The 24163-nt window shown below is 36.7% G+C and carries 20 protein-coding genes, 1 pseudogene and 1 riboswitch; of the genes and pseudogenes, 15 read left to right on the forward strand and 6 right to left on the reverse strand.

Translation table 11 applies throughout. The annotated features are described in order from the left end of the window. The first annotated feature begins 8 nt into the window (after positions 1-8). A complete protein-coding gene (locus AC4D4B_RS01915; RefSeq protein ID WP_490994355.1) occupies positions 9-1070 on the forward strand; it encodes a hemolysin family protein in 1062 nt (353 codons plus the stop codon). Positions 1071-1132: 62 nt separating this feature from the next. On the opposite strand, the pseudogene AC4D4B_RS01920 reads toward AC4D4B_RS01915, so the two are convergent. Further along, positions 1133-1470, reverse strand: a pseudogene (locus AC4D4B_RS01920) (YunG family protein). Between the two features lie 312 nt (positions 1471-1782). On the opposite strand from AC4D4B_RS01920, the gene AC4D4B_RS01925 reads away from it, so the two are divergent. The 6 genes from AC4D4B_RS01925 (at position 1783) to AC4D4B_RS01950 (ending at position 11971) form a co-directional block, all read left to right on the forward strand. Continuing rightward, the gene (locus tag AC4D4B_RS01925; RefSeq protein ID WP_490999057.1) at positions 1783-3945 is read left to right on the forward strand and encodes a DNA topoisomerase III; all 2163 of its coding nucleotides are present in this window, start codon (positions 1783-1785) and stop codon (positions 3943-3945) included. A 90-nt stretch (positions 3946-4035) separates the two neighbouring features. Continuing rightward, the gene (locus AC4D4B_RS01930; protein WP_490999030.1) at positions 4036-4962 is read left to right on the forward strand and encodes a manganese-dependent inorganic pyrophosphatase; all 927 of its coding nucleotides are present in this window, start codon (positions 4036-4038) and stop codon (positions 4960-4962) included. Between the two features lie 380 nt (positions 4963-5342). Then, positions 5343-5798 (forward strand): YueI family protein, encoded by a 456-nt coding sequence (locus AC4D4B_RS01935; protein ID WP_490999031.1) that lies wholly within the window; start codon positions 5343-5345, stop codon positions 5796-5798. A gap of 165 nt (positions 5799-5963) precedes the next feature. After that, positions 5964-8204 (forward strand): DEAD/DEAH box helicase, encoded by a 2241-nt coding sequence (locus AC4D4B_RS01940; protein ID WP_490999032.1) that lies wholly within the window; start codon positions 5964-5966, stop codon positions 8202-8204. A gap of 85 nt (positions 8205-8289) precedes the next feature. Then, positions 8290-8471: riboswitch (cobalamin riboswitch) on the forward strand. Between the two features lie 166 nt (positions 8472-8637). Continuing rightward, the gene (locus tag AC4D4B_RS01945; RefSeq protein ID WP_490999033.1) at positions 8638-10902 is read left to right on the forward strand and encodes a ribonucleoside-diphosphate reductase subunit alpha; all 2265 of its coding nucleotides are present in this window, start codon (positions 8638-8640) and stop codon (positions 10900-10902) included. A 16-nt stretch (positions 10903-10918) separates the two neighbouring features. Then, positions 10919-11971: a ribonucleotide-diphosphate reductase subunit beta gene (locus AC4D4B_RS01950; protein WP_490999034.1), complete on the forward strand. Its 1053-nt coding sequence runs from the start codon at positions 10919-10921 to the stop codon at positions 11969-11971. Positions 11972-12017: 46 nt separating this feature from the next. Here the strand turns inward: AC4D4B_RS01950 and AC4D4B_RS01955 are convergent, their stop codons facing one another. Continuing rightward, the gene (locus tag AC4D4B_RS01955; RefSeq protein ID WP_077248014.1) at positions 12018-12170 is read right to left on the reverse strand and encodes a YpzG family protein; all 153 of its coding nucleotides are present in this window, start codon (positions 12168-12170) and stop codon (positions 12018-12020) included. Positions 12171-13248: 1078 nt separating this feature from the next. On the opposite strand from AC4D4B_RS01955, the gene AC4D4B_RS01960 reads away from it, so the two are divergent. From AC4D4B_RS01960 to AC4D4B_RS01990, 7 genes are all read left to right on the forward strand, one after another. After that, positions 13249-13851: a DUF6438 domain-containing protein gene (locus tag AC4D4B_RS01960; RefSeq protein WP_490994361.1), complete on the forward strand. Its 603-nt coding sequence runs from the start codon at positions 13249-13251 to the stop codon at positions 13849-13851. Between the two features lie 133 nt (positions 13852-13984). Then, positions 13985-15088: a branched-chain amino acid aminotransferase gene (locus AC4D4B_RS01965; RefSeq protein WP_490999035.1), complete on the forward strand. Its 1104-nt coding sequence runs from the start codon at positions 13985-13987 to the stop codon at positions 15086-15088. Between the two features lie 176 nt (positions 15089-15264). Continuing rightward, positions 15265-15696: a MarR family winged helix-turn-helix transcriptional regulator gene (locus AC4D4B_RS01970; RefSeq protein WP_490994363.1), complete on the forward strand. Its 432-nt coding sequence runs from the start codon at positions 15265-15267 to the stop codon at positions 15694-15696. A 30-nt stretch (positions 15697-15726) separates the two neighbouring features. Beyond that, positions 15727-16593, forward strand: a complete 867-nt coding sequence (locus AC4D4B_RS01975; protein ID WP_490994364.1) for a YitT family protein — start codon at positions 15727-15729, stop codon at positions 16591-16593. Between the two features lie 127 nt (positions 16594-16720). Beyond that, entirely contained in the window at positions 16721-17455 is a 735-nt protein-coding gene (locus AC4D4B_RS01980; protein ID WP_490994365.1) for a gamma-glutamyl-gamma-aminobutyrate hydrolase family protein, read from the forward strand. Positions 17456-17556: 101 nt separating this feature from the next. After that, on the forward strand, positions 17557-18036 hold the full coding sequence (locus tag AC4D4B_RS01985; protein WP_490994366.1) for an acyl-CoA thioesterase: 480 nt from the start codon (positions 17557-17559) through the stop codon (positions 18034-18036). A 734-nt stretch (positions 18037-18770) separates the two neighbouring features. After that, entirely contained in the window at positions 18771-19112 is a 342-nt protein-coding gene (locus AC4D4B_RS01990; RefSeq protein WP_490994367.1) for a PTS sugar transporter subunit IIA, read from the forward strand. 462 nt (positions 19113-19574) lie between these two features. Here AC4D4B_RS01990 and AC4D4B_RS01995 read toward each other — a convergent pair whose 3' ends face one another. After that, on the reverse strand, positions 19575-19826 hold the full coding sequence (locus AC4D4B_RS01995) for an alpha/beta-type small acid-soluble spore protein (RefSeq protein ID WP_066103579.1): 252 nt from the start codon (positions 19824-19826) through the stop codon (positions 19575-19577). A 118-nt stretch (positions 19827-19944) separates the two neighbouring features. Between AC4D4B_RS01995 and AC4D4B_RS02000 the strand changes: the two genes are divergently transcribed. Next, positions 19945-20709 (forward strand): exodeoxyribonuclease III, encoded by a 765-nt coding sequence (locus AC4D4B_RS02000; protein ID WP_490999036.1) that lies wholly within the window; start codon positions 19945-19947, stop codon positions 20707-20709. 135 nt (positions 20710-20844) lie between these two features. Here AC4D4B_RS02000 and AC4D4B_RS02005 read toward each other — a convergent pair whose 3' ends face one another. From AC4D4B_RS02005 to AC4D4B_RS02015, 3 genes are all read right to left on the reverse strand, one after another. Further along, on the reverse strand, positions 20845-21165 hold the full coding sequence (locus AC4D4B_RS02005) for a DUF3021 family protein (protein WP_490999037.1): 321 nt from the start codon (positions 21163-21165) through the stop codon (positions 20845-20847). A 125-nt stretch (positions 21166-21290) separates the two neighbouring features. Continuing rightward, a complete protein-coding gene (locus AC4D4B_RS02010) occupies positions 21291-22565 on the reverse strand; it encodes an MFS transporter (RefSeq protein ID WP_490994370.1) in 1275 nt (424 codons plus the stop codon). 12 nt (positions 22566-22577) lie between these two features. Further along, complete coding sequence (locus tag AC4D4B_RS02015) at positions 22578-23894, reverse strand: alkaline phosphatase family protein (protein ID WP_490999038.1); 1317 nt, start codon at positions 23892-23894, stop codon at positions 22578-22580. Positions 23895-24163: the final 269 nt, after the last annotated feature.

A 24163-nucleotide genomic window follows, 5' to 3' on the forward strand; every position in this document is an offset into this window, starting at 1 on the left:
GGAAATAATTGGACGGATCAATCGCTTTAAATTTATTTTTAGTAGCTATATTTATAGGGCTTACTGCATTCTTTGTGGGTGCTGAATTTGCCATTTTGAAAGTAAGGATGTCCAGAATTGAACAATTGATATCTGAAGGCAACAAAAAGGCGGTTCTTGCCAAAAAAGTTGCGGAGAATCTGGACTATTACCTGTCAGCATGTCAATTGGGTATTACGGTTACAGGATTAATATTAGGTGCTTTGGGTGAACCAACAGTTGAAAAAATGCTCCATCCTGTATTTGATGAATGGGGGATCTCAGAATCAGTATCTACTGTCCTCTCCTATGTGATTGCTCTTACCATCGTCACGTTCTTGCATGTTGTTATAGGTGAACTTGCTCCTAAAACATTGGCAATCCAATTTGCAGAAAGATTATCCTTGCTTTTATCGCCGCCGCTATATTGGTTCGGAAGAGTAACAAAACCTATTATTAATGCATTAAATGGTTCTGCACAATTTATCCTTCGAATCTTTGGTGTACAGCCTGCTGGACATGATACAGTCCATTCGGAAGAAGAATTGAAACTAATTGTCACTCAAAGTTATGAGAGCGGAGAGATTAATCAAACTGAGCTGGCTTATCTAGAGAACATTTTTGCATTTGATGAACGTATTTTAAAAGATATTATGATTCCAAGAAATCAAATTGTCACTTTGGATAAGAAAATGTCTCTTGAAGAAATTCTTGAAACGCTTGATCGCTATGAATATACTCGCTATCCTGTTACGGAAAATAGCGATAAAGATCTTCTGGTTGGATTTATTAACACGAAAGAAATGCTGACAAATATAGCAGCAGGGCGTGAAAGACCGATTCAGGATTTTATTCATGATATGCCGCGTTTGAAATCAACTACTCATATCAAGGATGTATTATTAAAAATGCAGCAAAGTCGGATGCACATGGCTATCGTTGTAGATGAAAAAGGCACTATAGCCGGCTTGGTCACGATGGAAGACATATTGGAAGAAATCGTTGGAGAAATTAAAGATGAATATAATGGAGATGAACTGCCTGCAACTTAATGGCAAGTTTATTCAATGGTATGTAGAAGGAGGGAGGCTTTCCGTTGAGTTGTTGACAAAACTTAGCGGAGCCTCTTTTTTATGCATATAAATAGTTGATTACTGCTTGTTTGAGTTTCATTGGTGTCTGAAAAGGCTTCCTCTCTATTTGAGCTGACAACCATATATCCAATATCATTTTTAAATTAGGAAGCTGTAAAATCATATCTTTTACCATCTATAAAATTATAAAAATGCCAACCCTCAGGCTTATTTCGCTGCCTAATAAATCCTGGACAACTAATGCAGTGACACCGCATTGACCCTCTACCGGTATAAGGTTAGTCCATTTCCAGCTTGATTTTAAAGACCATGAGTTATACAATGCCTTCTTTATTTGAGGAAGATGCCCAGTCTCTATACAAAACCTCCTTTTTTAATCTAATCTATTAGTAATTGCTCCAAAACTTGTATCTATAAGATTTCCACAATTTTGGTAAAAAGTTGATAGTCAAGGAGTTACGAAGAAATATATGCTTTTTAAATATACTCTAATCCATAACGTTTATCCATTAATTACCAGTTTAAACTTTTCAGAATCCTTGTAGTAAAATAGAAGTATCTTTAAAAATAAAATAAAAATGATACTATTAGCAAGTGGACTTTTTTATTAGATTTTTAAGCTAAAGTAATGAACAAATTTTCATAGAAGGAGTTTGACCTGAAAATGGGAATCCCATTGATTATTGCGGAGAAACCGGATCAAGGAGTTACGCTGGCTTCTCCATTCTCTTTCAAAAAAAGGGACGGGTATTTAGAGATTGCTCCTAATGAAGTATTTCCGGAAGGGGCATTATGTTCATGGGCCATCGGACATTTAACCGAATTATCCTCACCGGAGAAATATAAACCGGAGTGGAAAAGATGGGCTATTGCCACATTGCCTATTATCCCTGATAAATTTACATATGAAGTGACAAAATCAAAAACAAAGCAATTTAACATTATCAAGCAATTATTGAAGCGACCAGATGTCGAATCGATTATCCATGCAGGTGATGCTGGGAGAGAGGGTGAATTAATCGTACGCAATATTATTGCGGTGAGCGGCGTTCGTAAACCGATGAAGCGTTTATGGATCTCTTCTTTAACGAAAAAATCTATATTAGAAGGATTTAACAGCCTCCGTGACAGCCAGGAAACTATACCTCTCTATCATGAAGCCTATACAAGATCGTGTGCAGATTGGCTTGTTGGCATGAATGCATCAAGAGCATATTCCTTGCTGCTTAAACAAAAAGGTATGAATGATGTATTCTCTGCAGGAAGAGTACAGACACCTACACTAGCTTTAATAGTGAAACGGGAATTGGAGATTGAAAAATTTGAATCTAAGCCATTTTGGGAAGTCATTGCTACGTTTGATATAAATGGGCAGACTTATGAAGGAAAATGGGAAAAGAATCAGGAGTCCAGGCTGGATAAGCAGGAGATGGCTCAAAATATTGCAGCTTTTTGTAAAAATAAAGATGCAAAAATTGTAGAAATGAAGACGGAGCGTAAAGAATTCCAGCCGCCATTATTATTTAATTTATCGGCCCTGCAGGCAACCGCCAATAAAATGTATAAATACTCACCAAAACAAACGCTGGATATCACGCAAAAACTGTATCAAAAGGGAATTGTCTCTTATCCGCGGAGTGATTCAAACTATGTGACTAAAGGAGAGGCGGAGACATTTCCAGAGATCCTTTCGAAACTTGCTCAGTTCGAGGAATATAAATCATTCATACCGGTTCCAAACGAATCCATTATCAATAACTCTAGGTTTGTTAATGAAAAGAAAGTATCGGATCACTATGCGATTATTCCTACTGAACAGGTGACGAATCCTGCGAAGCTTTCAGGAGAAGAAAGGAATATCTATGATTTAATTGTGCGTCGTTTAATTGCTGCCCATTATGAGTCTGCCATCTTTGACTATACAACCCTAATAACATTAGTGGATGGAAGAGCAGAGTTCATTTCAAAAGGAAAGCAGCAAATACGAGAAGGCTGGCGACAAATTATTTTCCAGCAAGAAAAGGATGAAGATACCATCCTTCCGAATGTCCAAAAAGATGATGAAGGTAAAGTGAAAAACGTTAAAGTAAAAGAAGGAAAAACGCAGCCGCCTAAACGATATACTGAGGGACAATTAATTACGTTAATGAAAACGGCCGGTAAGCATCTTGATAATGAAGAACTCGAAAAAGTGCTAATGAAATCAGAAGGACTGGGAACGGAAGCAACAAGAGCGGGAATTATTACGATGCTGAAGGACAGAAAATATATAGATGTTAAAAAGAATCAAGTATTTGCGACCGATAAAGCGAAAGTTTTGATCAGAGCGATCGGCGACGAAATATTGGCCTCACCTGAAATGACGGCTAAATGGGAGCAGCGCTTGGCCGAAATCGGGCAAGGAAAAGCGTCAGCTGCTCAATTTATGGAACAGACCAAGAAACTAACGGGGAAGATTATCGAGGATGCTGTAAAAGGCTTTGAAACCTGGGATTTTACAGGGTTAAAGGTTGAATCGATTGAACGTACCTCTTCTAAGTTTACAACAGGGAAAAAGGTAGGTGCCTGTCCGCTGTGTAAAGGGGATATAGTCGATAAGGGTGAATTTTATGGATGTGCGAATTATAGGCAAAACCAGTGTAAATATACGTTTTCGAAAAAAATCCTAGGAAAAAAGATTTCCCAAACCAATATGCAGAAATTATTAAAAGATGGGAAAACCAATGTCATAAAAGGGTTTAAAAAAGGAGAAAAATCATTTGACGCGGCGATTGAATGGAAGGACGGTAAAATTAATTTCCTGTTTTCAAATGAAATTGCTCCAAAAACTTAAAAATTTTTGTGCATTCAGGTATAATGGTCGAAGGAGTTTCCATTTGCGCTGGTAAATGGAGTACATATTATATTAAGGGAGTTTTTGTAAATGAGTAAAGTATTGATTTTTGGACATAAAAATCCAGATACTGACACAATTTGTTCAGCAATCGCTTATGCTGAATTAAAAAAAGAGTTGGGTGTTGAAGCAGAGCCGATTCGACTTGGTGCCATTAATGGTGAAACACAATATGCACTTGATGCATTTAAAGTGGCAGCTCCCCGTTTGGTTGAGAAGGTTGCGGAAGAAACTCAGGAAGTAATTCTTGTGGATCACAATGAAAGACAGCAAAGTGCGGATGATATTGATCAGGTTCGAGTATTAGAGGTTATTGATCACCACCGCATTGCTAATTTTGAAACAGCGGATCCATTGTATTACCGTGCTGAGCCGGTTGGATGTACAGCTACCATTTTAAATAAGCTATATAAAGAAAACGGCGTTCAGATCAAAAAAGAAGTAGCTGGCTTAATGTTATCCGCGATTATTTCTGATTCTTTATTATTCAAATCCCCAACATGCACAGAGCAGGATGTTGCTGCTGCAAAAGAATTAGCTGAAATAGCTGGTGTTAATGCAGAAGAATACGGATTGGAAATGTTAAAAGCAGGAGCAGATTTAAGCAAGAAAACTATTGAAGAATTGATTTCTCTGGATGCTAAAGAGTTCTCTATGGGCACTTCCAAAGTGGAAATTGCACAAGTGAATGCAGTTGATACAAACGATGTTATGGTGAAGCAAGCTGAACTCGAAGCAGCTATGCAGGCAGCTATTAATGAAAAGGGTCTGGATTTATTCCTATTAGTTGTAACAGATATCCTAACAAATGATTCTGTTGCCCTTGCTATTGGTGAAAAAGCTGCAGCAGTTGAAAAAGCTTTCCATGTTACATTGGTAAATAATACAGCTGTTCTAAAAGGGGTCGTTTCCCGCAAGAAACAGGTAGTTCCAGCATTAACAGAAGCATTATCGTAAATTTTACTTGCAAAATTTCTGGTATGATGTTATATTAATATATGCGATGAGCTGAATTGTGTAAGTCGAGCACATACCTTATGGTACACACTATGTGGAGTGTGGTGACTCGCCTCAATTTTTTCGAACAAGGCACCTGTTTTTTAACAGGTGCCTTTTTATATATTCATATCCAGAGATTCGATTGGGAATATCAATAATGGTACACAAATAGCGAGCTTTAAAATACATAATGCAGGCAGATCAATCAAAAAATAGTAAAGATAATAATCAGGTTTTCTGAATAGGGAATCGTTGAGAAGGCATTTAACCAAACTAATACATAAGCTCAAGTTAAGAACGATTTACATATGTTAATTAGTATTCAAGGAGGAAATAAAATGAATAAGAAAACAGTAGATGATTACTTACAGGAAGGGATACACGGCGTTAAAGAAATAAAGCCTGCTGAACGGAAAGAATTCCTTGGGAGCTTACGTGAACGTGTGGTTGTCGCATTAACACAGGCTCAGGTTTTTCAAAAACAAATCCCACATGGATTTATTGACCTATTGAAAAAAAATAAGGGCGCCAAACTTTATTTAAATGGCCACATTAATTATTCCCATCTATCGAAATTCGTTAAAGCAGCAGATGAACATGGGATTCAATTTAAAATCGTGACTAATAAAGACTATAATTCCCCAAACGGGTTGGTATTGGCTTACGATTATGCAATTAATAACGATAACATTACGTTAGAAGAACCGGCAAAGGAAGAAACTAACGCTGAGGAGACAGAAAAAAAGACAGGTTTTTTTGAATCACTTAAGCAACTCTTTACAAAAAAATCATAAACAAAAAGTCATAACTGTGCACCCGTTAATACGAGAAACAATACGGTGTCTGGATGCATGTTTCGGTTACGTGAGTATGTGCCGTCGACTATTCTAGTTTTAGTTTGTATGATATAGTTATCGAATTAGAGATAATTTAGGTTTATGATTTGAGGGGCACAAAGAATGAATTCAACACAAGAATATATTGAAGAATGGCAGGAAGCACTGGAAGAAGAGATTCAGTATTTAAAAAAATATGGAAGTACCCGCTATCACCTGATGAATGGCAATAAGATTATGTCAGGTGATTCTTTTACGTACTATTTTGAGTCATCCAGTATTTTGCGTATACCTGTTGGAACGATTGCTAAGCTGGAATGGGGCGGTAGTCGGTTTGATGCAAGAATCCTATCTTCTGAGGGCAATAGTTTGCTTCTGTCTCTTGAACAATCAATAGGTGAATTGATTGAGGAGGCTACGATTTATCATGACCCATGGGAACTTTTAGATCAGCTAATTGAAAGACTGGATGATATAAGGAAAAGCAAACGGAAAAGAAGTCGGGTTAAACGGATCATGGAGCCTTCCATGCCTGATAAGCGAACGGATAAAACAAGTAAAAGCGCGGTACGCGAATTATATGCCAGATCAAAATATAACCCGGTCACATATGTTTGGGGACCGCCTGGAACAGGAAAAACGTATACTTTAGCACGAACGGCAGCCAATAAATATTTTAAAAAGAAACGTATATTAGTTCTCTCTCACAGTAATCAGGCTGTGGATGTCCTGCTTGCCGAAATTACGGCATTTGTTAAACGAGCGGATCGTTTTCATGAAGGAGATATTTTACGTTACGGCTCTCAAACTGGTGAGGGTCTTCTGATGCATGGGGATATATTGCCGGCTAAATTATTGGAAAGTCATGATGGACATTTAGTGAAGGAAAGGGATTCGATTGCTGAAGAAAAGAAACTGCTAAAAAAAGATTTGTCTCTGTCTTTCAGCGTACGTGACTCGGAGCAGCTATTAGACCTTGAAAAGAAACTGGGCAGAATCTTAGAGAAAATAAGGCAAAAAGAAATTCATTTAGTAAAAAATGCCTTCATTGTTGGGACTACCTTGGCGAAAGCAGCAATGGACCCGAGTATTTTTGAACAAGAGTATGATCTAGTTATCATTGATGAAGCGAGTATGGCTTTTATCCCGCAAATTGCCTTTGCCGGCTCACTCGCAAAGCGTTGTATTATTTGTGGAGATTTTAAACAATTGCCCCCTATTGCGGTTTCGAGGGGGGAGCTTGTAGACCGCTGGCTGAAGGAGGATATCTTCCACCGTGCCGGTGTTGCTGATATTGCACGAGGGGGAAAACTTCATACTCATCTGTTTTTATTAAGGGAACAGAGGAGAATGCATCCGGATATCTCCGCTTTTACGAACCAATATGTCTATAATTCACTGGTTGGCGATCATCCAAGTGTTCATATAAACAAAAAAGATATCGTTTCAAAAGCACCATTTGTAGATCGTGCTTCCGTGCTGTTAAATACAAGCTTCACAGGGGAACACTGCTTTACGGGCACTTCATCTGGTTCTAGAATGAATTTGATGAACCTATTGTTATCCTTTCAGGTTATTCATGAAGCCTACAGCAATGGGAGTAAATCAATCGGTTATGCAACCCCTTATCGTGCGCAGGCACAATTGATGGAAACATTAATTAAAGATCTGTATGAGGAAGAGAATGGCCTGCATGATATATTGGCTGCCACTGTCCATCGTTTTCAGGGAAGTGAACGGGAAGTAATGGTATTTGATAGTGTGGATAGTTATCCGCAAAATCGTGCAGGGATGCTTTTAACGGGCAGGGAAAGTGAACGGCTGTTAAATGTTGCAATTACCAGAACAAAAGGGAAACTGATTCATGTCAGCGATGTGGAGTTTATAGAATCAAAAGTTTCGCATACAAAAACTCTTCATCAGCTCGTTCAATATCAAATGAAACGGAATCAAATGGTCAATATGGATCAAATAGGCAAATGGATTGCCAACCATCATCCAAAATTACAATGGATTTATGCAAGAAATTTGGAAGGGTTCTATCAGGATTTAAAAAAAGCCCAATCTTCCATTATCCTTTCCTTGCCAAATTCCAGTGTGTTATCATCGGATTTTGTTCAAAGAGTGAAGACGAGGAACTCAAGAACAAGACTGATGATGTATTCTCCAGATTCCCATTCCTATTTGGATCCGGATATCCATCTTCAGAATGGGCCAAGCTTCACATTTGTCATCCTTGACCAAAAAGTATTGTGGTTGGGGGTTCCTCTTGAAGCCAATAAACGTGTTCATCCACCATACATTGGAATTCGATTGAAATCCGAAGCATTTATCAATCAATTTCTCCAGCAATTGCCTAAATAAATTGTCGGAATTTTAGTTGCTATTTTCACATATAAGATTTATAATTCTATATGTTGTTATTGTTTTAAATTAAAATACTATATATTGAGTTTAACGTGTTTAAGGTGTCGTAATTCGACTTAATAGGGAATCCGGTTAAAATCCGGAACTGTACCCGCAACTGTAAATGCTGATGAAATAAGTAAACCACTGTAGAGAAATCTATGGGAAGGACTTAGAGTAAAGCGAAGCATGAGTCAGGAGACCTGCCTTTTTCACTGGTTTGCCTTTATCGGGAGCAATGAAGGTGGAACGGATGAAATAGCAATATTGAACAGTTCGATCTTGTTATTATTTCTTTCCCATTGCTTATTTTTAGGCAATGGGATTTTTTGCGTGGAGGGAACAGACGTTTTTAATCGATTTATCGGCAAACAATAAGGGGGAATTTAGTATGGCAGTATCTTACGAATCAAACTATGCAAGTCTGGAAGTTATAAATTTAAAAAGCATAGAAACATACATAAAGGAATGTGTTAGTTCTTATACATCTATCTATTCAGCAGAGGAATACTTAGAAAAAATCAAGACAGCACTTGAGTATAAGTCTGACTATAGCAAGAAAGAGTTGGTAAATTTACTGGTACTCAGCGCCGTAGAGCGTATATCTGCTGATGAACCTGATTGGACATTTGTAGCGGCAACTATTTATTTAGACCAGTTATATGATAAAGCTTCAAAGAGCCGGGGATATGATTTAACACATAAATATGGGAGCTTTCATCAGCTTGTTGAACTATTGACTGATATGGGGATTTATAATCCAGCATTGTTAAATGAATATACGGAAGACGAAATCAATGAACTCGAAGCAGTCATCGATCCATCAAAAGATCAGTTGTTTACGTATATTGGCATTCGGACACTGGCAGATCGCTATTTAGCCAAATCTCATCATGGAAGCTTATATGAACTTCCTCAGGAACGGTTTATGATTATTGCCATGACTTTAATGATCAATGAGCCTAAAGAACAGCGAATCGAATTAATAAGAGAAGCATATTGGGCCTTATCCAATCTATATATGACGGTGGCAACTCCTACGCTTGCTAATGCTGGGAAAAGCTATGGCCAATTATCCAGTTGTTTTATCGATACTGTTGATGATAGTTTACAAGGTATCTATGATTCAAACACCGATATTGCCAATCTATCTAAAAATGGCGGAGGAATAGGTGTTTATTTAGGGGGAATTAGAGCGCGAGGCAGTGATATTAAAGGATTTAAGGGTGTTTCCTCAGGAGTTATACCATGGATGAAGCAATTAAATAATACCGCCGTCAGTGTGGACCAACTGGGCCAAAGACAGGGTGCCATTGCAGTTTATCTGGATGTTTGGCATAAGGATATATTTGCCTTCCTCGAAGCGCGTTTAAATAATGGGGATGAACGTTTTCGAACGCATGATTTATTTACTGGTGTATGCATTCCGGATTTATTTATGGAAATGGTCAAGGAGCGGGGTACCTGGTATTTATTTGATCCGTATGAAGTAAGAAAAGTAATGGGATATTCTCTTGAAGATTATTTTGATGAAGAAGCAGGGGATGGCCAATTCAGACAAAAATATACTGAATGTATCAATCATCCGCAGCTTTCCAAAAAAGAAATACCTGCCATTGAAGTGTTTAAGGCGATCATGATTTCTCAGCTTGAAACAGGAACACCTTATATGTTTTATCGGGATACGGTCAACCGCTCTAATGCTAATCGCCATAAAGGAATGATATATTGCAGTAATTTATGTACGGAAATTATGCAAAATCAAAGTGCTACCAAAGTTATTGAACAAAGAACCGAGGATGGGAAAATTATTATTGAAAAAACACCGGGTGACTTTGTTGTATGTAATCTTTCGTCTATCGCCCTTGCCAAAGCTGTAAAGGAAGATGTCCTTGAACGCTTAATTAAGATACAGGTGAGAATGCTTGATAATGTCATTGATTTAAATAATATCCCGGTCATTCAGGCAAATATAACGAATAAAAATTATCGTGCTATAGGACTTGGGACATTTGGCTGGCATCATTTATTAGCGCTTGAGGGCATTGCCTGGGAATCAGAGAAAGCCGTTGAATACTGTGACCGATTATATGAAAAAATCGCTTATTTAACGATTAAATCAAGTGTGGATTTAGCTGGTGAAAAAGGTGCTTACCCATTTTTTGAAGGATCTGATTGGGAGACCGGATCTTATTTTGACCAAAGAGGCTATGATTCAGATGCTTGGAATCAATTGAAAAACAGAGTGCATACATCCGGAATTCGAAATGGCTATCTTATGGCCGTGGCACCGAATTCTTCAACTGCGATTATTGCCGGCTCTACATCCGGAATTGATCCGATTTTCAGAAGGGAATATTCCGAAGAGAAGAAGAATTACCGCATTCCAGTGACTGCACCTGACTTGAATCTGGAGACGATGTGGTATTATAAATCCGTTTATTTAATTGACCAAAAATGGAGTATTCTCCAAAACGCACGTCGTCAAAAACATATCGATCAGGGAATCTCGTTTAATTTGTATGTCCGTAACGATATTAAAGCACGTGAGTTATTAGACTTGCATCTGCTTGCATGGGAGACCGGATTAAAAACAACATACTATGTACGTTCTACATCAAGCGCTGTTATAGAAGAATGCGAAAGCTGCCAATAAGGATGGGGGAAATATAATGGATACAAAAACAATAGTGGAAAAACGTAAATTAGTCGATCGGGATGCACCGAATAGCTCAACAGGCATTATTAATGGCAGAAATTCGAATATTTTAAATTGGGACGATGTTCGCTATCCATGGGCATATCCTAAATATAAAGTAATGCTATCTAATTTTTGGACACCTTTTGAAATCAATATGGTAAATGATGCGAAACAATTTCTAAATCTTTCGGAAATTGAACAAGAATCCTTTCTGAAAATTATAGGCTTGTTGGCATTGCTTGATAGTATCCAGTCTGACTATGCCAGTAAAGTCGCCGACTATTTAACCGATTCATCACTGAATGCCTTGATGATCATGCTGGCGCAGCAGGAAGTTATTCATAACCATTCCTACTCCTATGTATTGTCAACTATTGTTCAGAAAAGCAAGCAAGATGAAGTTTTTGAATATTGGAGAACCGAAGAAATTTTGCGTAAACGAAATGATTTTATTACTGATGGCTATCGAGATTTCACAGAAAATCCAACTATCGAAAATCTGCTTAAATCGATTATCTATGATGTAATCCTGGAAGGGCTCTTCTTTTACTCAGGCTTTGCTTTCTTTTATAATTTGGCCAGAAATCAAAAGATGGTGGCAACTTCGACGATGATTAATTATATAAATCGAGACGAACAGATCCATGTTGGGCTGTTTGAGAAGATTTTTAAAGAAATTTTGGCTGAACATCCCGAAACAAATACAGAAGAATTGAGAAGTTTTGCGATTGAAACCTTCCGAACTGCAGCAGAGCTTGAGATTGAATGGGGTCATAAAGTTATTGGGAATAAAATTGAAGGAATTACAATGGCTGAGCTCGAACAATATATCCAATTTATGGCCAATAAGCGTTGTAATCAATTGGGGTATGGAAGATCTCCATTTCCAGAGGTTCCGAACAAAAATCCATTAAGATGGATTGTTGCGTATCAGGAAGTGGATTTAGGCAAGACGGATTTCTTTGAGCAGAAATCAAGACAGTATACAAAAACAACAGATACAAATGGATTTGATGAATTGTAATGTAAAAAAGACGCCAATTACGGCGTCTTTTTGCTTGAAAGCATCCTTACCAGCGGTGAGCTTTCGCATTGCTCCTCAAAATGATATTGGTTTGGGACATTGCAGTATGTCCGTTAACCTGTGATTTTGAGCGTTTCCGCCTTGTCCAGTTATGGTGAAAAAGAGAAGAGTGTGGATCTAAATGATTCCGGTAACTCATTGCTTATCACCCCATCAGTAGGATACGTTCTGATGTCCCTTTTTGAGGACATCAAGTATAGGATATACAAAATGAGTGACTTTTAATCTCGGAAAAAGTTCACGAATTATTTTCTATATTATGATAAAATATATATAATATGGATATTAATGGTGGGATAATTATGCGAAATTTGGAATATGAACAATAATAACGGAGAAAACTATGCCGGGTCTCCCATTTTGACAGAATGATTTATAAAATCATCTGTTAAAGGGTAAAATTCGATGAAATAGCACTGAAAGAAGTCCGGAAGTATGATATGACTGTTGTTTATAGCCTGAAGCCTATCTAATCCAATGTTTATATGACGTTGGTGCTTTTATCATTTTTAAAAGCCATACCTTGGAAAGTACCGAGTTTTGAGTTGGATCATTATTTGGATGTATGATATATAATCCACCAGATTATTCAGGCGGATGGGTACTTTGATGTAACACATCATCGATTTATCCTTATTGCGGAACCTGTATAAGTAAATGTGTTATTGAATAAAAGTCGGGCTTTCTTATAGTTTGTTTTCTGCTTATGAGCCAGCACTTCTTTCAGATAAAATTTGTCCAAAAGAAAGATTGCTGTTTCTAATTTTCGTAAAATTAAAGTTAGCATATTTATCTGAAACATCAATTTTATACAGATGTGTTATAGTAGCTTAGTGATTGATTTTAATTTATTGGCAGAAATCCATACAGAAACATTCCTCGATATTGTCAAGAAAGATCAGCTTATTCTCTATTCAATTTCTTCACCAAGTAAAATACGCTCTCCCGAAAGTATGATAACTTATATCTAAAGAGACATATTATATAAATTAGGAAATTTAACTCATATTATTTGTATGATAGCCGGCCTTAAATAGATACTTTTGGTCTTTAATTAATGTGTCAGTTGGATTATTATAAGTGGTATTGGTCTTTCATAGTATATATGGTAGACTATTTTATCTGGAAAATGTTTGAAATTTGAGCACGGTGATAAATATATATAGACATCTAGCACTCTAAAGAATCAGTTTGGACTAATAGGAGGAAATGAAAAGTTGTTTAAAGAATTTTCCATCTCGCGGACATCATGTCTTGGCAAATCCCCGATTTATCAGGCAACCATCACAAGTGAAGGGCATGTAAGTTGGCAGGGTGAGAAGTATGTTTCATATATAGGCGTTAAGAACTTTACGGTTTCTAAGCAAAGAGTAAAAAAAATTGAAGATCTCTTGCTGTCATTCGATTACAAAAACTTCATCTATAATACTACTGCACAAATTGTGCCAGATAGCCCGACTTGTGTTACCCGATTGGTATATCAATTTGGCGAACATAAGACAGTAGTACATGATTTGGGTGACGAGGATGCTGCTTGTGAAAATAGTAAGCATACTTTAAAAAAATTGGATGCCTTTGAAAGGAAAATGGAAGAATTATTGGGATTAAAGAATTTAATTAAACAACCTCTCTATCTCTTCCATATTAAAAGAAAGTCAAACTCACATGAGGAATATGTAATATCCAGCTCCAATCAAGCTGATGCATTTCAAATGATTAATGTGAATGAGGCTAATTATCATAACTGGCAGATTGATAAGTTAGGAAAAGATAGTACAGGTCGTATACATCCATATATCATTATGAGCTCGGAGCGCTAAAACATTTGATTATAAGAAATAGTCGTTGAATTGGATTATTTTTATAAATATTAAGCTTGCTACTTGCAGGTTCCCAATTTGAGGAGTACAATTAATTTTATTAATTATTCTGACAATTTAAAGGGGACATCACATGGATACTCAACTAATTTCTATCACAAAAACCAATTATAAAAAAGAAAAGCCCAATCCTGAAACACTTGGCTTCGGAAGAATTTTTACGGATCATATGTTTATTATGGATTATGATGAAGAATTGGGTGGGTGGCATGATCCGAGGATTATTCCCTATCAACCTATTACACTAGAGCCTTCCTGTATGACTTTTCACTATGGACAAACGGTTTTTGAAGGGCTAAAAGCATATCGTACTCACGATAATCGGGTTTTTCTGTTTAGAACGGAAAAGAATTTTGAACGGATGAACAAATCTAATGATCGTTTATGCATCCCCCATATAGATGAGTCGTTTGTTATCAAGGCATTGGAAATCCTAATCGATATTGATCGTGAATGGATTCCGGACCGGGAAGGTACTTCTTTATACATACGGCCGTTTATTATTGCAACAGAACCTTATTTGGGTGTTGCACCGTCCAAGCATTATCAGTTCATAATCATTTTGTCACCAGTGGGAGCGTATTATAAAGAGGGAATCAATCCCGTTCGAATTGGTGTTGAGAAAGATTACGTACGATCTGTAAAGGGCGGTACAGGGATGGCCAAAACAGGCGGTAATTATTCATCCAGTCTTAAAGCGCAGGAGCTGGCAGAAGCACTTGGCTGTTCACAGGTGCTTTGGCTTGATGGAATTGAGAAAAAGTATATCGAAGAAGTCGGAAGCATGAACGTCTTCTTTAAAATAAATGGTGAGGTTGTCACGCCTGCATTAAACGGCAGTGTATTGGATGGTGTGACTCGTCAATCAATTATTCAGCTATTACAACATTGGAACATCCCAGTTACAGAACGTCGAGTTTCTATGCAGGAGATTATTGAGGCTAATAAAAATGGGAGATTGGAAGAAGCCTTTGGGACAGGAACAGCAGCAGTAGTTTCGCCAATTGGTGAATTATTATGGGATAATGAAATTTTAACCATCAACAAAGGGAAAATAGGAACGTTAACGCAAAAATTATATGATACCATCACAGGGATACAAAATGGTAAAGTAGAAGATCCATTCAATTGGATAAAGGAAGTCAAAGAAGAAAGCCAGATACATGCGTATAAATAATAAGTTTTTAAAGAAAATCGTGGGTAACCACGGTTTTTTTTTTGCATTTTTTTGTTTGGTGGATACTAATTTGGAAAGTGTATATAAAAAATAGTTAAAGTGTTTAATTATTATATGGTATAATAATTAAGCGAAAAAATTAAATTTATTCTCGATGTGAGAGAGGGCAATATAGGATGGATGGAAAAGAGAATCAAATAGAAGAATTTGAAAGTATATTGATTTCTACAATTAGAACAATCATGTCGGAGATTACGCAGCATCAGGATTTGGGGATTACCGGATCGCAATTTCATTTGTTAAATAAAATCGAAAAAGAAAAAGTAACGAACGTTAAACATTTAGCGAAAATCCTCAATGTGAAACCAAGTGCGATCACCGTCATGCTCGAAAGGCTGGTGCAGCATGGGTTTGTTTCAAGAGTTCAAGATGAGAAGGATAGAAGATCTGTCGCTGTAACACTTACCGAAGAAGGGGTTCGAGTTCTTCAACAGGCAAAAGAGAACTCCCGAGAAGTTTTAAAAAAATATGCAGCTTTACTGGATGAACACGAGCTTAAGGTATTAAATTCTATTCTTCAAAAATTCAGTGATTATCAATCCAAATAATAAATATTTATAAAGAAAGAAGGAACAGTTTTGCCAAAAACACATAAAAAAGCATCTATATTTAAAATACTAACGAGATTTTTCTTCATTACACTTGGTGCAGTCATGATGGCTGTCGCATTGGAACTCTTCTTGGTACCAAACAGTGTCATTGATGGTGGAATAACTGGGATATCTATCATGCTTTCGCATATAACCAAACTACAGCTGGGACTATTCATCTTTATTATTAACTTGCCATTCCTATATATTGGATACAAACAAATAGGAAAAACTTTTGCGATTTCCTCTATTTATGGTATCGCCGTACTTTCTATTAGTACAGCAATGTTGCATCATGTTGAGCCATTTACAGATGAGAAAATCCTTGCGGTGTTATTTGGAGGATTGATTCTTGGGCTTGGAGTTGGGATTGTTATTCGTGTTGGAGGCGCCCTTGACGGTACAGAAATCATAGCGATTTTATTATCTAAGAAATTAAGATTGCCAGTTGGACAAATCATTATGTTCATAAATGTTTTCATCTTTATTGCTGCAGGTTTCGTGTTTGAATGGGATTCTGCAATGTATTCTATTTTCGCGTATTATATGGCCGCTAAGGTTATGGATATCGTAGTTGAAGGTTTAAATGAATCTAGATCTGTAACGATTATTTCCAACGAATATGCAGAAATTTCAGAGGCTATTCAGGATCGCCTTGGAAGATCGACCACGTTTATTTATGCAAAGGGTGGCTACCTAAAGGAAGATACGCAAATGGTTTATTGCGTAATGACACGTCTGGAATTGGCTAAATTAAAAGATGTTGTACATGATATTGATGAAAATGCCTTTATAGCGATTCAGAACGTTTCTGATGTTATGGGCGGTAACTTTGAAAAGAAAAACATACACTAATATTAATATGATAGCAGCTCATCATTGGGCTGCTATTTTTTGTTAGTTGAATAAATTACAAATATTTCTAGAGTAAAAATAATATTTAATGGGAATAGAAGTGAGAGATTAAGGGAGGAATTTAGATATGAAAAATGATAAACCGATTATTGGGTTAACAAGTAATATATTAAAAATAGAAGGAAACAATACAACAACTGTATTTTTAAGTTATTCAGAAGCAATAAAAAAAACAGGTGGAATTCCATTGATTTTTCCATTGGGTAATGAGGAACTCGCTAAGATTTGGGTTTCGATGGTTGATGGGATTTTATTAACGGGTGGTATTGATGTGAATCCGATATTTTACAATGAACCACCAAGTGAGGATTTAGGAGACACACATAAGGGGCTAGATCAATCACATTTCCAAATCATTGAAGAAGCACGCAAGCAAGGGAAACCGTTATTTGGAATCTGCAGGGGTTCACATTTAATTAATGTAGCATCAGGTGGAAGTCTCTACCAGCATGTTGAAGAAGATAAAGAAGATGATAATTCTGATGATTTGGAGCATCTATCAAATGTAGAGCGGCCTGAGCCAGTTCATACAGTTTTTTTAGAACAGGATAGCCAACTATATAGTATTGTCAAAAAGGATAAAATGGATGTGAATAGTTTTCATCATCAGGGCATAAAAGAGTTAGGTAAAGGCTTAAAACCAGTCGCGAAGGCTGAAGATGGATTAATAGAAGCGTTTGAAGGAATTGATGATTCAATTATGGCAACTCAATTTCATCCAGAAGAATTGCGTAAACATGATGCCAGCATGGATCAATTGTTAAGACATTTTATTGGTGTTTGTAAGCAAAACGCTTTATGAGAAATTAAGTAAGCTAAACGAAAAGACTGTCATTTGGCAGTCTTTTTCTATGTGTAGTATATTGGGATAAATAGAATATAATAGGTTAGGGGTCGAGCGCCATGTTGGATGAAGGCAAATTACCAAGTAATTCAAAAGCTTATTTGACTGATTTAGTTTTACCTGCTGATACAAATCAGTACAATTCGATTTTTGGTGGTAAGGTAATGGCGTATGTTGATAAAATTGCAGGAATTGCTGCGATGCGTCATTGTAGAAAACCAGTGGTTACAGCTTCAAGTGATTCGTTCGATTTTCATGCTCCTATTAAATCTGGGCAGGCTATCTGTTTGGAGGCGTTTGTTACTTGGTCACACAATACCTCAATGGTGGTGTATGTAAGGGTTGAAGGAGAGAATCTGATGACTGGAGAAAGAAGACTAACGTCTGAGGCATTCCTGACCATGATTGCGATTGATAAAGATGGAAAGCCCTCTTCAGTTCCTAAAGTACTGCCTGAAACCGAGCTTGAAAAAGAGCTGTATAATCGTGCTGAAGCGAAGTATCAAGAACGGAAAATGAGAAAGCAGAAATCTAAATAAGGGAGTCACCAAAGCCTTGGAAATATGTTTTTCAAGGTTTTATGATGATTTTTGTAACGGCTAATACTCCTCAATTATTCCTGCTTTTTAAAAAGAAATAGTCCTAAATTAGAAGGATATTTCTAGAGATGAATAGCTATAGTTGAGTTACTTCTACCAAAGAAGAGAGAAAACATATACATAAATCCAGACCGAATTCAGTAATCTGAGGGAGCTAGTTTACTATTATAGAGATTAACACAGATGATAACAGGGAGGGCTGAGGCCTTCCCTCTTTTATTTCTGAAAAATAAATATGGTATCTGACTCTTCTAGATATTTCATATTAACCATGTGTATACCTACGAAACTGAACAGGGTTTACAGAGAGTGATATAGACTCAAGATCAGATGTTCAGTATTAATTGGATGATTATCCTATCATAAAAATCTTAGGATCGTCAGATATAAATAACTCAAACGAAGGTACTATATTATATGAAAATACTATTTATGAATGCTGATGATTATGAGATTTAGTGCATTTGAAATTTCTGGTTAGTAAGCTTTTAAAAAGGGTATTGTTTTATCAACGTTATGAATGATTTTTCGACTATGGAATATTGATTGGAAATTCCAATCTGATACGTATTAAAACATATGAAAATATGGATAGCATAAGATAAAGCAGGAGAACCAGAGAGGAGGACTGCAATATTATAAAATATCAAATCTATCTAAATGGAGGGAAAATGATGAATGAAATAGAAAAATTCAGGTTAATTCTCCATGGTGGAGACGGTCGAAGCTGTGCGGTGGAAGCAATTGCTGCAGCGAAGCACGGAGATTATAGCCTAGCTCACCAAAAATTGAAAGAATCAACAGATGCTATTCTAATGGCTCATCAAACGCAAGTTTCTTTATTACAGAAAGAAACGGAAGAAGAAGTTATGAATGTATCATTCTTAATGCTACTTGCACAGAATAATCTGATGAAAACCTTGACAGTTAAGAATATGGCTGCTGAATTTGTAGAATTATATGAAAGAAGCGAGTTACACACCGGAATTGATAGAAGAATTTATAAAAATGTATGAGGAATAAATTGGCTGTGAAGGGATCATGGTTTACCCATATGGAAGATGGCAAATAAAAACTGGACAGAGTAAAAGCGTTGACAAATTAAAAAGAAGGTTTGCCTTTGCCTATATGTATTATCATTGAATTGATGGGTAGAAAGGCATTACAATAAGTTGTCAATGAATAAAGGAGCAATCAGGAAGTTTACTCTATGACAGCGTTGTTGAAATCAGCTGTATTATTACAAGTAAGGGCCTTACCAATAGCAATTGGCGATCTTCCGGTTGCGTCTGAGTACAGTAAAGTAAATTAAATCATTTGGTAATTTTAGGAAACAGAGGATTAGCTGTAATTGAGTTAACCAGCAATCAACTTGTATCTTTGGGAGTTAACAAAATAGTTGAAAAACTCTGTAGCTCTATAAATTTCAGCTTTTATAATTCTTCACTTAACTTTTTTTGAAGCCTGAGAGGCTTTTTTTATTGCCTCAATATATTTTCCTTTGCCAATTTGGTTAATTCCTTCACCATGCTTCCACCTAGTTTACCACCGATTTTTCCTGCATCTGCTGCAGCAATGCGACCATTATATCCTTCATTGAGGGGAATGCCAAGATCTTTAGCTACTTCATATTTTGCTCTGTCCGGGTGGTCGGCTTGCGCCACTTTTGCTTTCAGCTGATCTAATTGTTCCCTGGATTCAGGTACTAAAATCTTTCTGCGTTTGGCCATCGTTAATCACGTCTCCTTTAAATATAAGGTGCCCAAACCGCATTTTATCTACTCGATTTGTTATAATTAATTTTATATGAATTAGATAGAGATATTTAGCAGGGGGAAAATTGAAGTTATGAAATTTGTTTCTTGGAATGTGAATGGGATAAGAGCTTGCGTTGGAAAAGGTTTTTTGGATACTTTTAAAGAATTAAACGCTGATATATTTTGTTTGCAGGAAACTAAACTGCAGGAGGGCCAGATTAATCTGGAGCTGGATGGCTATTATCAATACTGGAATTACGCTGTAAAAAAAGGATACTCAGGCACGGCAATTTTTACTCGTCAAAAACCATTATCCGTTAAATACGGGATTGGGAATGATGAGTATGATGTGGAAGGCAGAGCCATTACATTGGAATTTGATCAATTTTTCATTGTAAATGTGTATACACCAAATTCACAGCGTGACCTGGCAAGGCTTGGGTACCGCTTGGTTTGGGAAGATTTACTTTATGCTTACTTACATGAATTGAATAAAGAGAAAGCAGTGGTTCTAACGGGAGATTTAAATGTCGCTCATAAACCCGAAGATTTACGAAACCCCAAATCAAATAAAGGGAATTCTGGCTTCACTGATGAGGAACGGGGTAAAATGACAGCTTTACTAAATAGCGGATTTGTAGACTCATTCCGTTACCTCTATCCTGATAAAATAGAAATGTATAGCTGGTGGTCTTATATGAGTAAAGTTCGCGAACGTAATATTGGGTGGCGGATCGACTACTTTATTGTGTCTGAATCGATCGCTAATTTGATTACCGAAGCAGAAATCCACACATCTATTATGGGAAGTGATCATTGTCCAATTTCTTTGGAAATGAATTTTGAGTCGATGTAATTTTTAGTTAGTCGTATAGAGAAGTCCATATTCAAAAGTAAGGCATTAATCGTATAAAAATTGTTTGAAAACAAAGAAACACTTTCAAAGTGTTTCTTTTTGTTTGTTAAAGCATTCTGTAAATCTCTTTATGGTTTACCGTTTGATTAGAATACCAAAAATGAGGTAGAAGATACTCCATAAAGTAATTACCCATATCAAAAAGATACCCAATAAGGCTGCAATATCCATTAAAGATTTTATTTCAAACCATCCACTGAAAATAAGACATGGAAAAATGGTCAAAAGCATAAAACCAAAGTGAATTATACTCTGCTTCTTCAACGACCAGCCATCAATACTGTATATAACTAAAAAACCTGCAACTAGAGCACTGATTATACCCACAATAAACGTACTTCTTACCTCATGAACCGGTCCAGATCCGTAATAAAGAACAATTGAAATAATAGTCATAATAAATATAGGTATAACCGCTCTTATCCTTGCTGCCTCCATAACCGATTGTCTTCACCTCGTTCATATATCATCTTTCCAAGAGTGGACCTTATCAATAAACAGATTATTTTTGTTAACGTGATTTATAATTTTGCCGAAACAGTGGGGGCATACTGGGCAGTATTTGGCACATGGAGCATGAAGAGCCCGCCAATGATAAATAGGACCACTAAACTAAGCACACCAATATTTGTATTGCCGGTAATTTGCGTTGTGATTCCCATTAAAAATGGACCGGTAATCGCAGCAAATTTTCCAAAGATATTATAAAAGCCAAAAAATTCATTTGAAGACTCTTTTGGCACAAGTTTAGCATAATAGGAGCGACTTAAAGCCTGAATCCCACCCTGTGACGTACCAACCAAGATAGCCAATATCCAAAAATCAAGCGCTGATGTAATAAAATAAGCATAGATACAAATAAATGTGTAGATTGCTATTCCTACTAAAATCATGATTTTTTCATTGTATTTAGCTGCCAGTCTGGCATAGAGCAATGAGAATGGGGCGGCTATGACTTGGGTGACAAACAAAACAATTAACAGGGTCGTCGAGCTAAAGCCTAAATCAGTTCCATAGGCAGTCGACATCGTAATAATCGTATGCACACCATCAATATAAAAAAAATAGGCAATTAGGAAAATAAACAAATGACGATAGGCCCTGATATTTTGGAATGTAGCAAACAGGCGTTTAAAACTCATCCTGATTGGGTTTCTGACCCGTTCAATATAATATGTTTGCTGTACATTTCTTAACAGCGGAATCGTAAATAATCCCCACCATAGTGCTGTGATTATAAAGGCTGCTTGCATTGCCGCTGTAATGGAGAGTGGAATGATTTTTTGTTGTGCGAGCAGGGTGAGGGCAATCCCAATGATAAATGGAATGGTACTTCCTATATACCCCAATGCATATCCGTGAGCAGAGAGTTTACTCATTTTATTATCATCGGTCACATCTACTAAAAAGGCATCATAAAAAATATTTGCGCCTGCAAAACCAATGGAAGTGATAATGTAGCAAATCAATAAAATGATCCATTGATCAAAAGGTACGATTGCTAGCATGAAAGTGAAGAGTATCCCCAGTGAAAAAAAGAAAATAAAGAAACGTTTCTTAAATCCTTTGAAATCTGCAATTGTGCCCAAGAGTGGTGCCAAAATAGAGATTAATAAAGTACCAATAGAATTGGCATACCCCCAATAAGCAGTTGAAGTAGCATTTGATATATTGGCTGCATCAGCGGCTGCTTTGAAATAAATAGGGAAGATGGCTGTCACGATTACAATTGAATAGGCTGAATTTGCCCAATCATAAAAAGCCCAGCTTTTCTCCTGTTTTGTTAGTGAACTCATACCTTACCTCCTTTATTCTTTTGGCTGGATAAACGCGTCGATCACTTTTCCGTCTGTTTCTCCCAGGGAGAGACCCAGCATAGTGGCTAATGTAGGTCCTATATCGACAAGGTGCATGTTTGGAATGATTTGTCCGCATGAGACTCCTTTGCCTGCTGCCATAAATATGGTGCTGTAATCTGGTTTTTGAGGAGAATATCCATGTGTAGCCAATGTATATTTCGGTTCACGCTTCACATCTTCTGCGCTTATATACCTTATGAAATCGCCTTCATAAGATTCCGTGAAATAAAACCCTTTTCTTGCTTCAAGCATGAAGGCGCAAGCTGGGTCAGCTCCTAAATTTTCTGCTTCAGAACCAGTCAGGATTTGTTCAATCCCGTTATCCTCGTTCTCCATTAATTGAGTCAATAATGACTGAATTCGTTTATAAGTAACGATATCTTCCTTATCTTTTACGTAAATATATGCTGATCCATCACAGGATTTACAATAAGCCTTCCAACTGATCAATTTTCCACGTTTGTTAATATGTATAAAATTTTCCCGTTTAAATAGGGTGTTTACTTGGATCGCTTTATTTTCATCTAATGCACTGTGATCCCCGAGAACAATAACTGTTGTTTCTTCATATAATTGTAGTTCTTTCAATGTGGTAATAATTTGGCCAAGACGTTCATTATGCCTAGTCAGTGCTTCATTAGCTTCCCTGGAATCGAATCCATGGTCATGTCTCTTTGAATCCAAATCTGTGAAATGAACGAGAAGTAAGTGTGGTTGCTTCGTTTTGATTGTGTCCAGGCAAGAGGCCAGTACAAAGTCATCTAAATGTGGTTGACTCAGTCCCTGTCTCAGGTGGCCGAATTTTTTATTCAGCTTCCACTGGTAGAGAGGACTGCCACTGAAGATTGAGACAAGCAGTTGAGTTTGCCAGGGCCGGTTTGGAAAAATTTCCGGCAAATTGTAATCGATTTTTGCACGGCCAGTGACAGGCCATAAAAGGGAAGCGGTTGTTAGGTTGGCTTTTTTTGCCTGATCATATAAAGTAGTGCCTTTAATAGAAGATCTGTACCATTGCCAATCAGGAGATTTTCGCCCAGGCTGAATAAGCGTATTATTGATAATCCCATGTCTACTCGGATAATTCCCTGTAATGATGGATGTATGACAAGGATAGGTTAAAGATGGATAAATGGTTTGTACTTGGTTTGCATAAGATCCTCTCTCAATTATATCTCTGAAGTGCGTTAAATTAGTTAATTTAGGGAAATCCAATGCAGATAAGCAATCAAATGATATTACAATTATTCGCTTTGTTAGGCCGTTCATAGGTACCTCCTTTCCGCTTTATCTTTTATTTTACTATTGTGTAATGAATTGTATAGTTTATTTTTTTGAAAATAAATAAAATTGAGATATATTTATATATAATAGATAATTCACAAAAAGTAGATTGTGTTATACTAATTGTTAAAAAGTATGACATATTTATTTTAATTTTAAATAAGTGATGATACTATTAAGTTAGCGAAAATAAATAGAGGTTGATTTAGAGGGAGATGAACAGGAAAGAAGTCGTCATTGCTTATTTATTACGA

The sequence above is a fragment of the Pradoshia sp. Z6_59 genome (assembly GCF_058267515.1).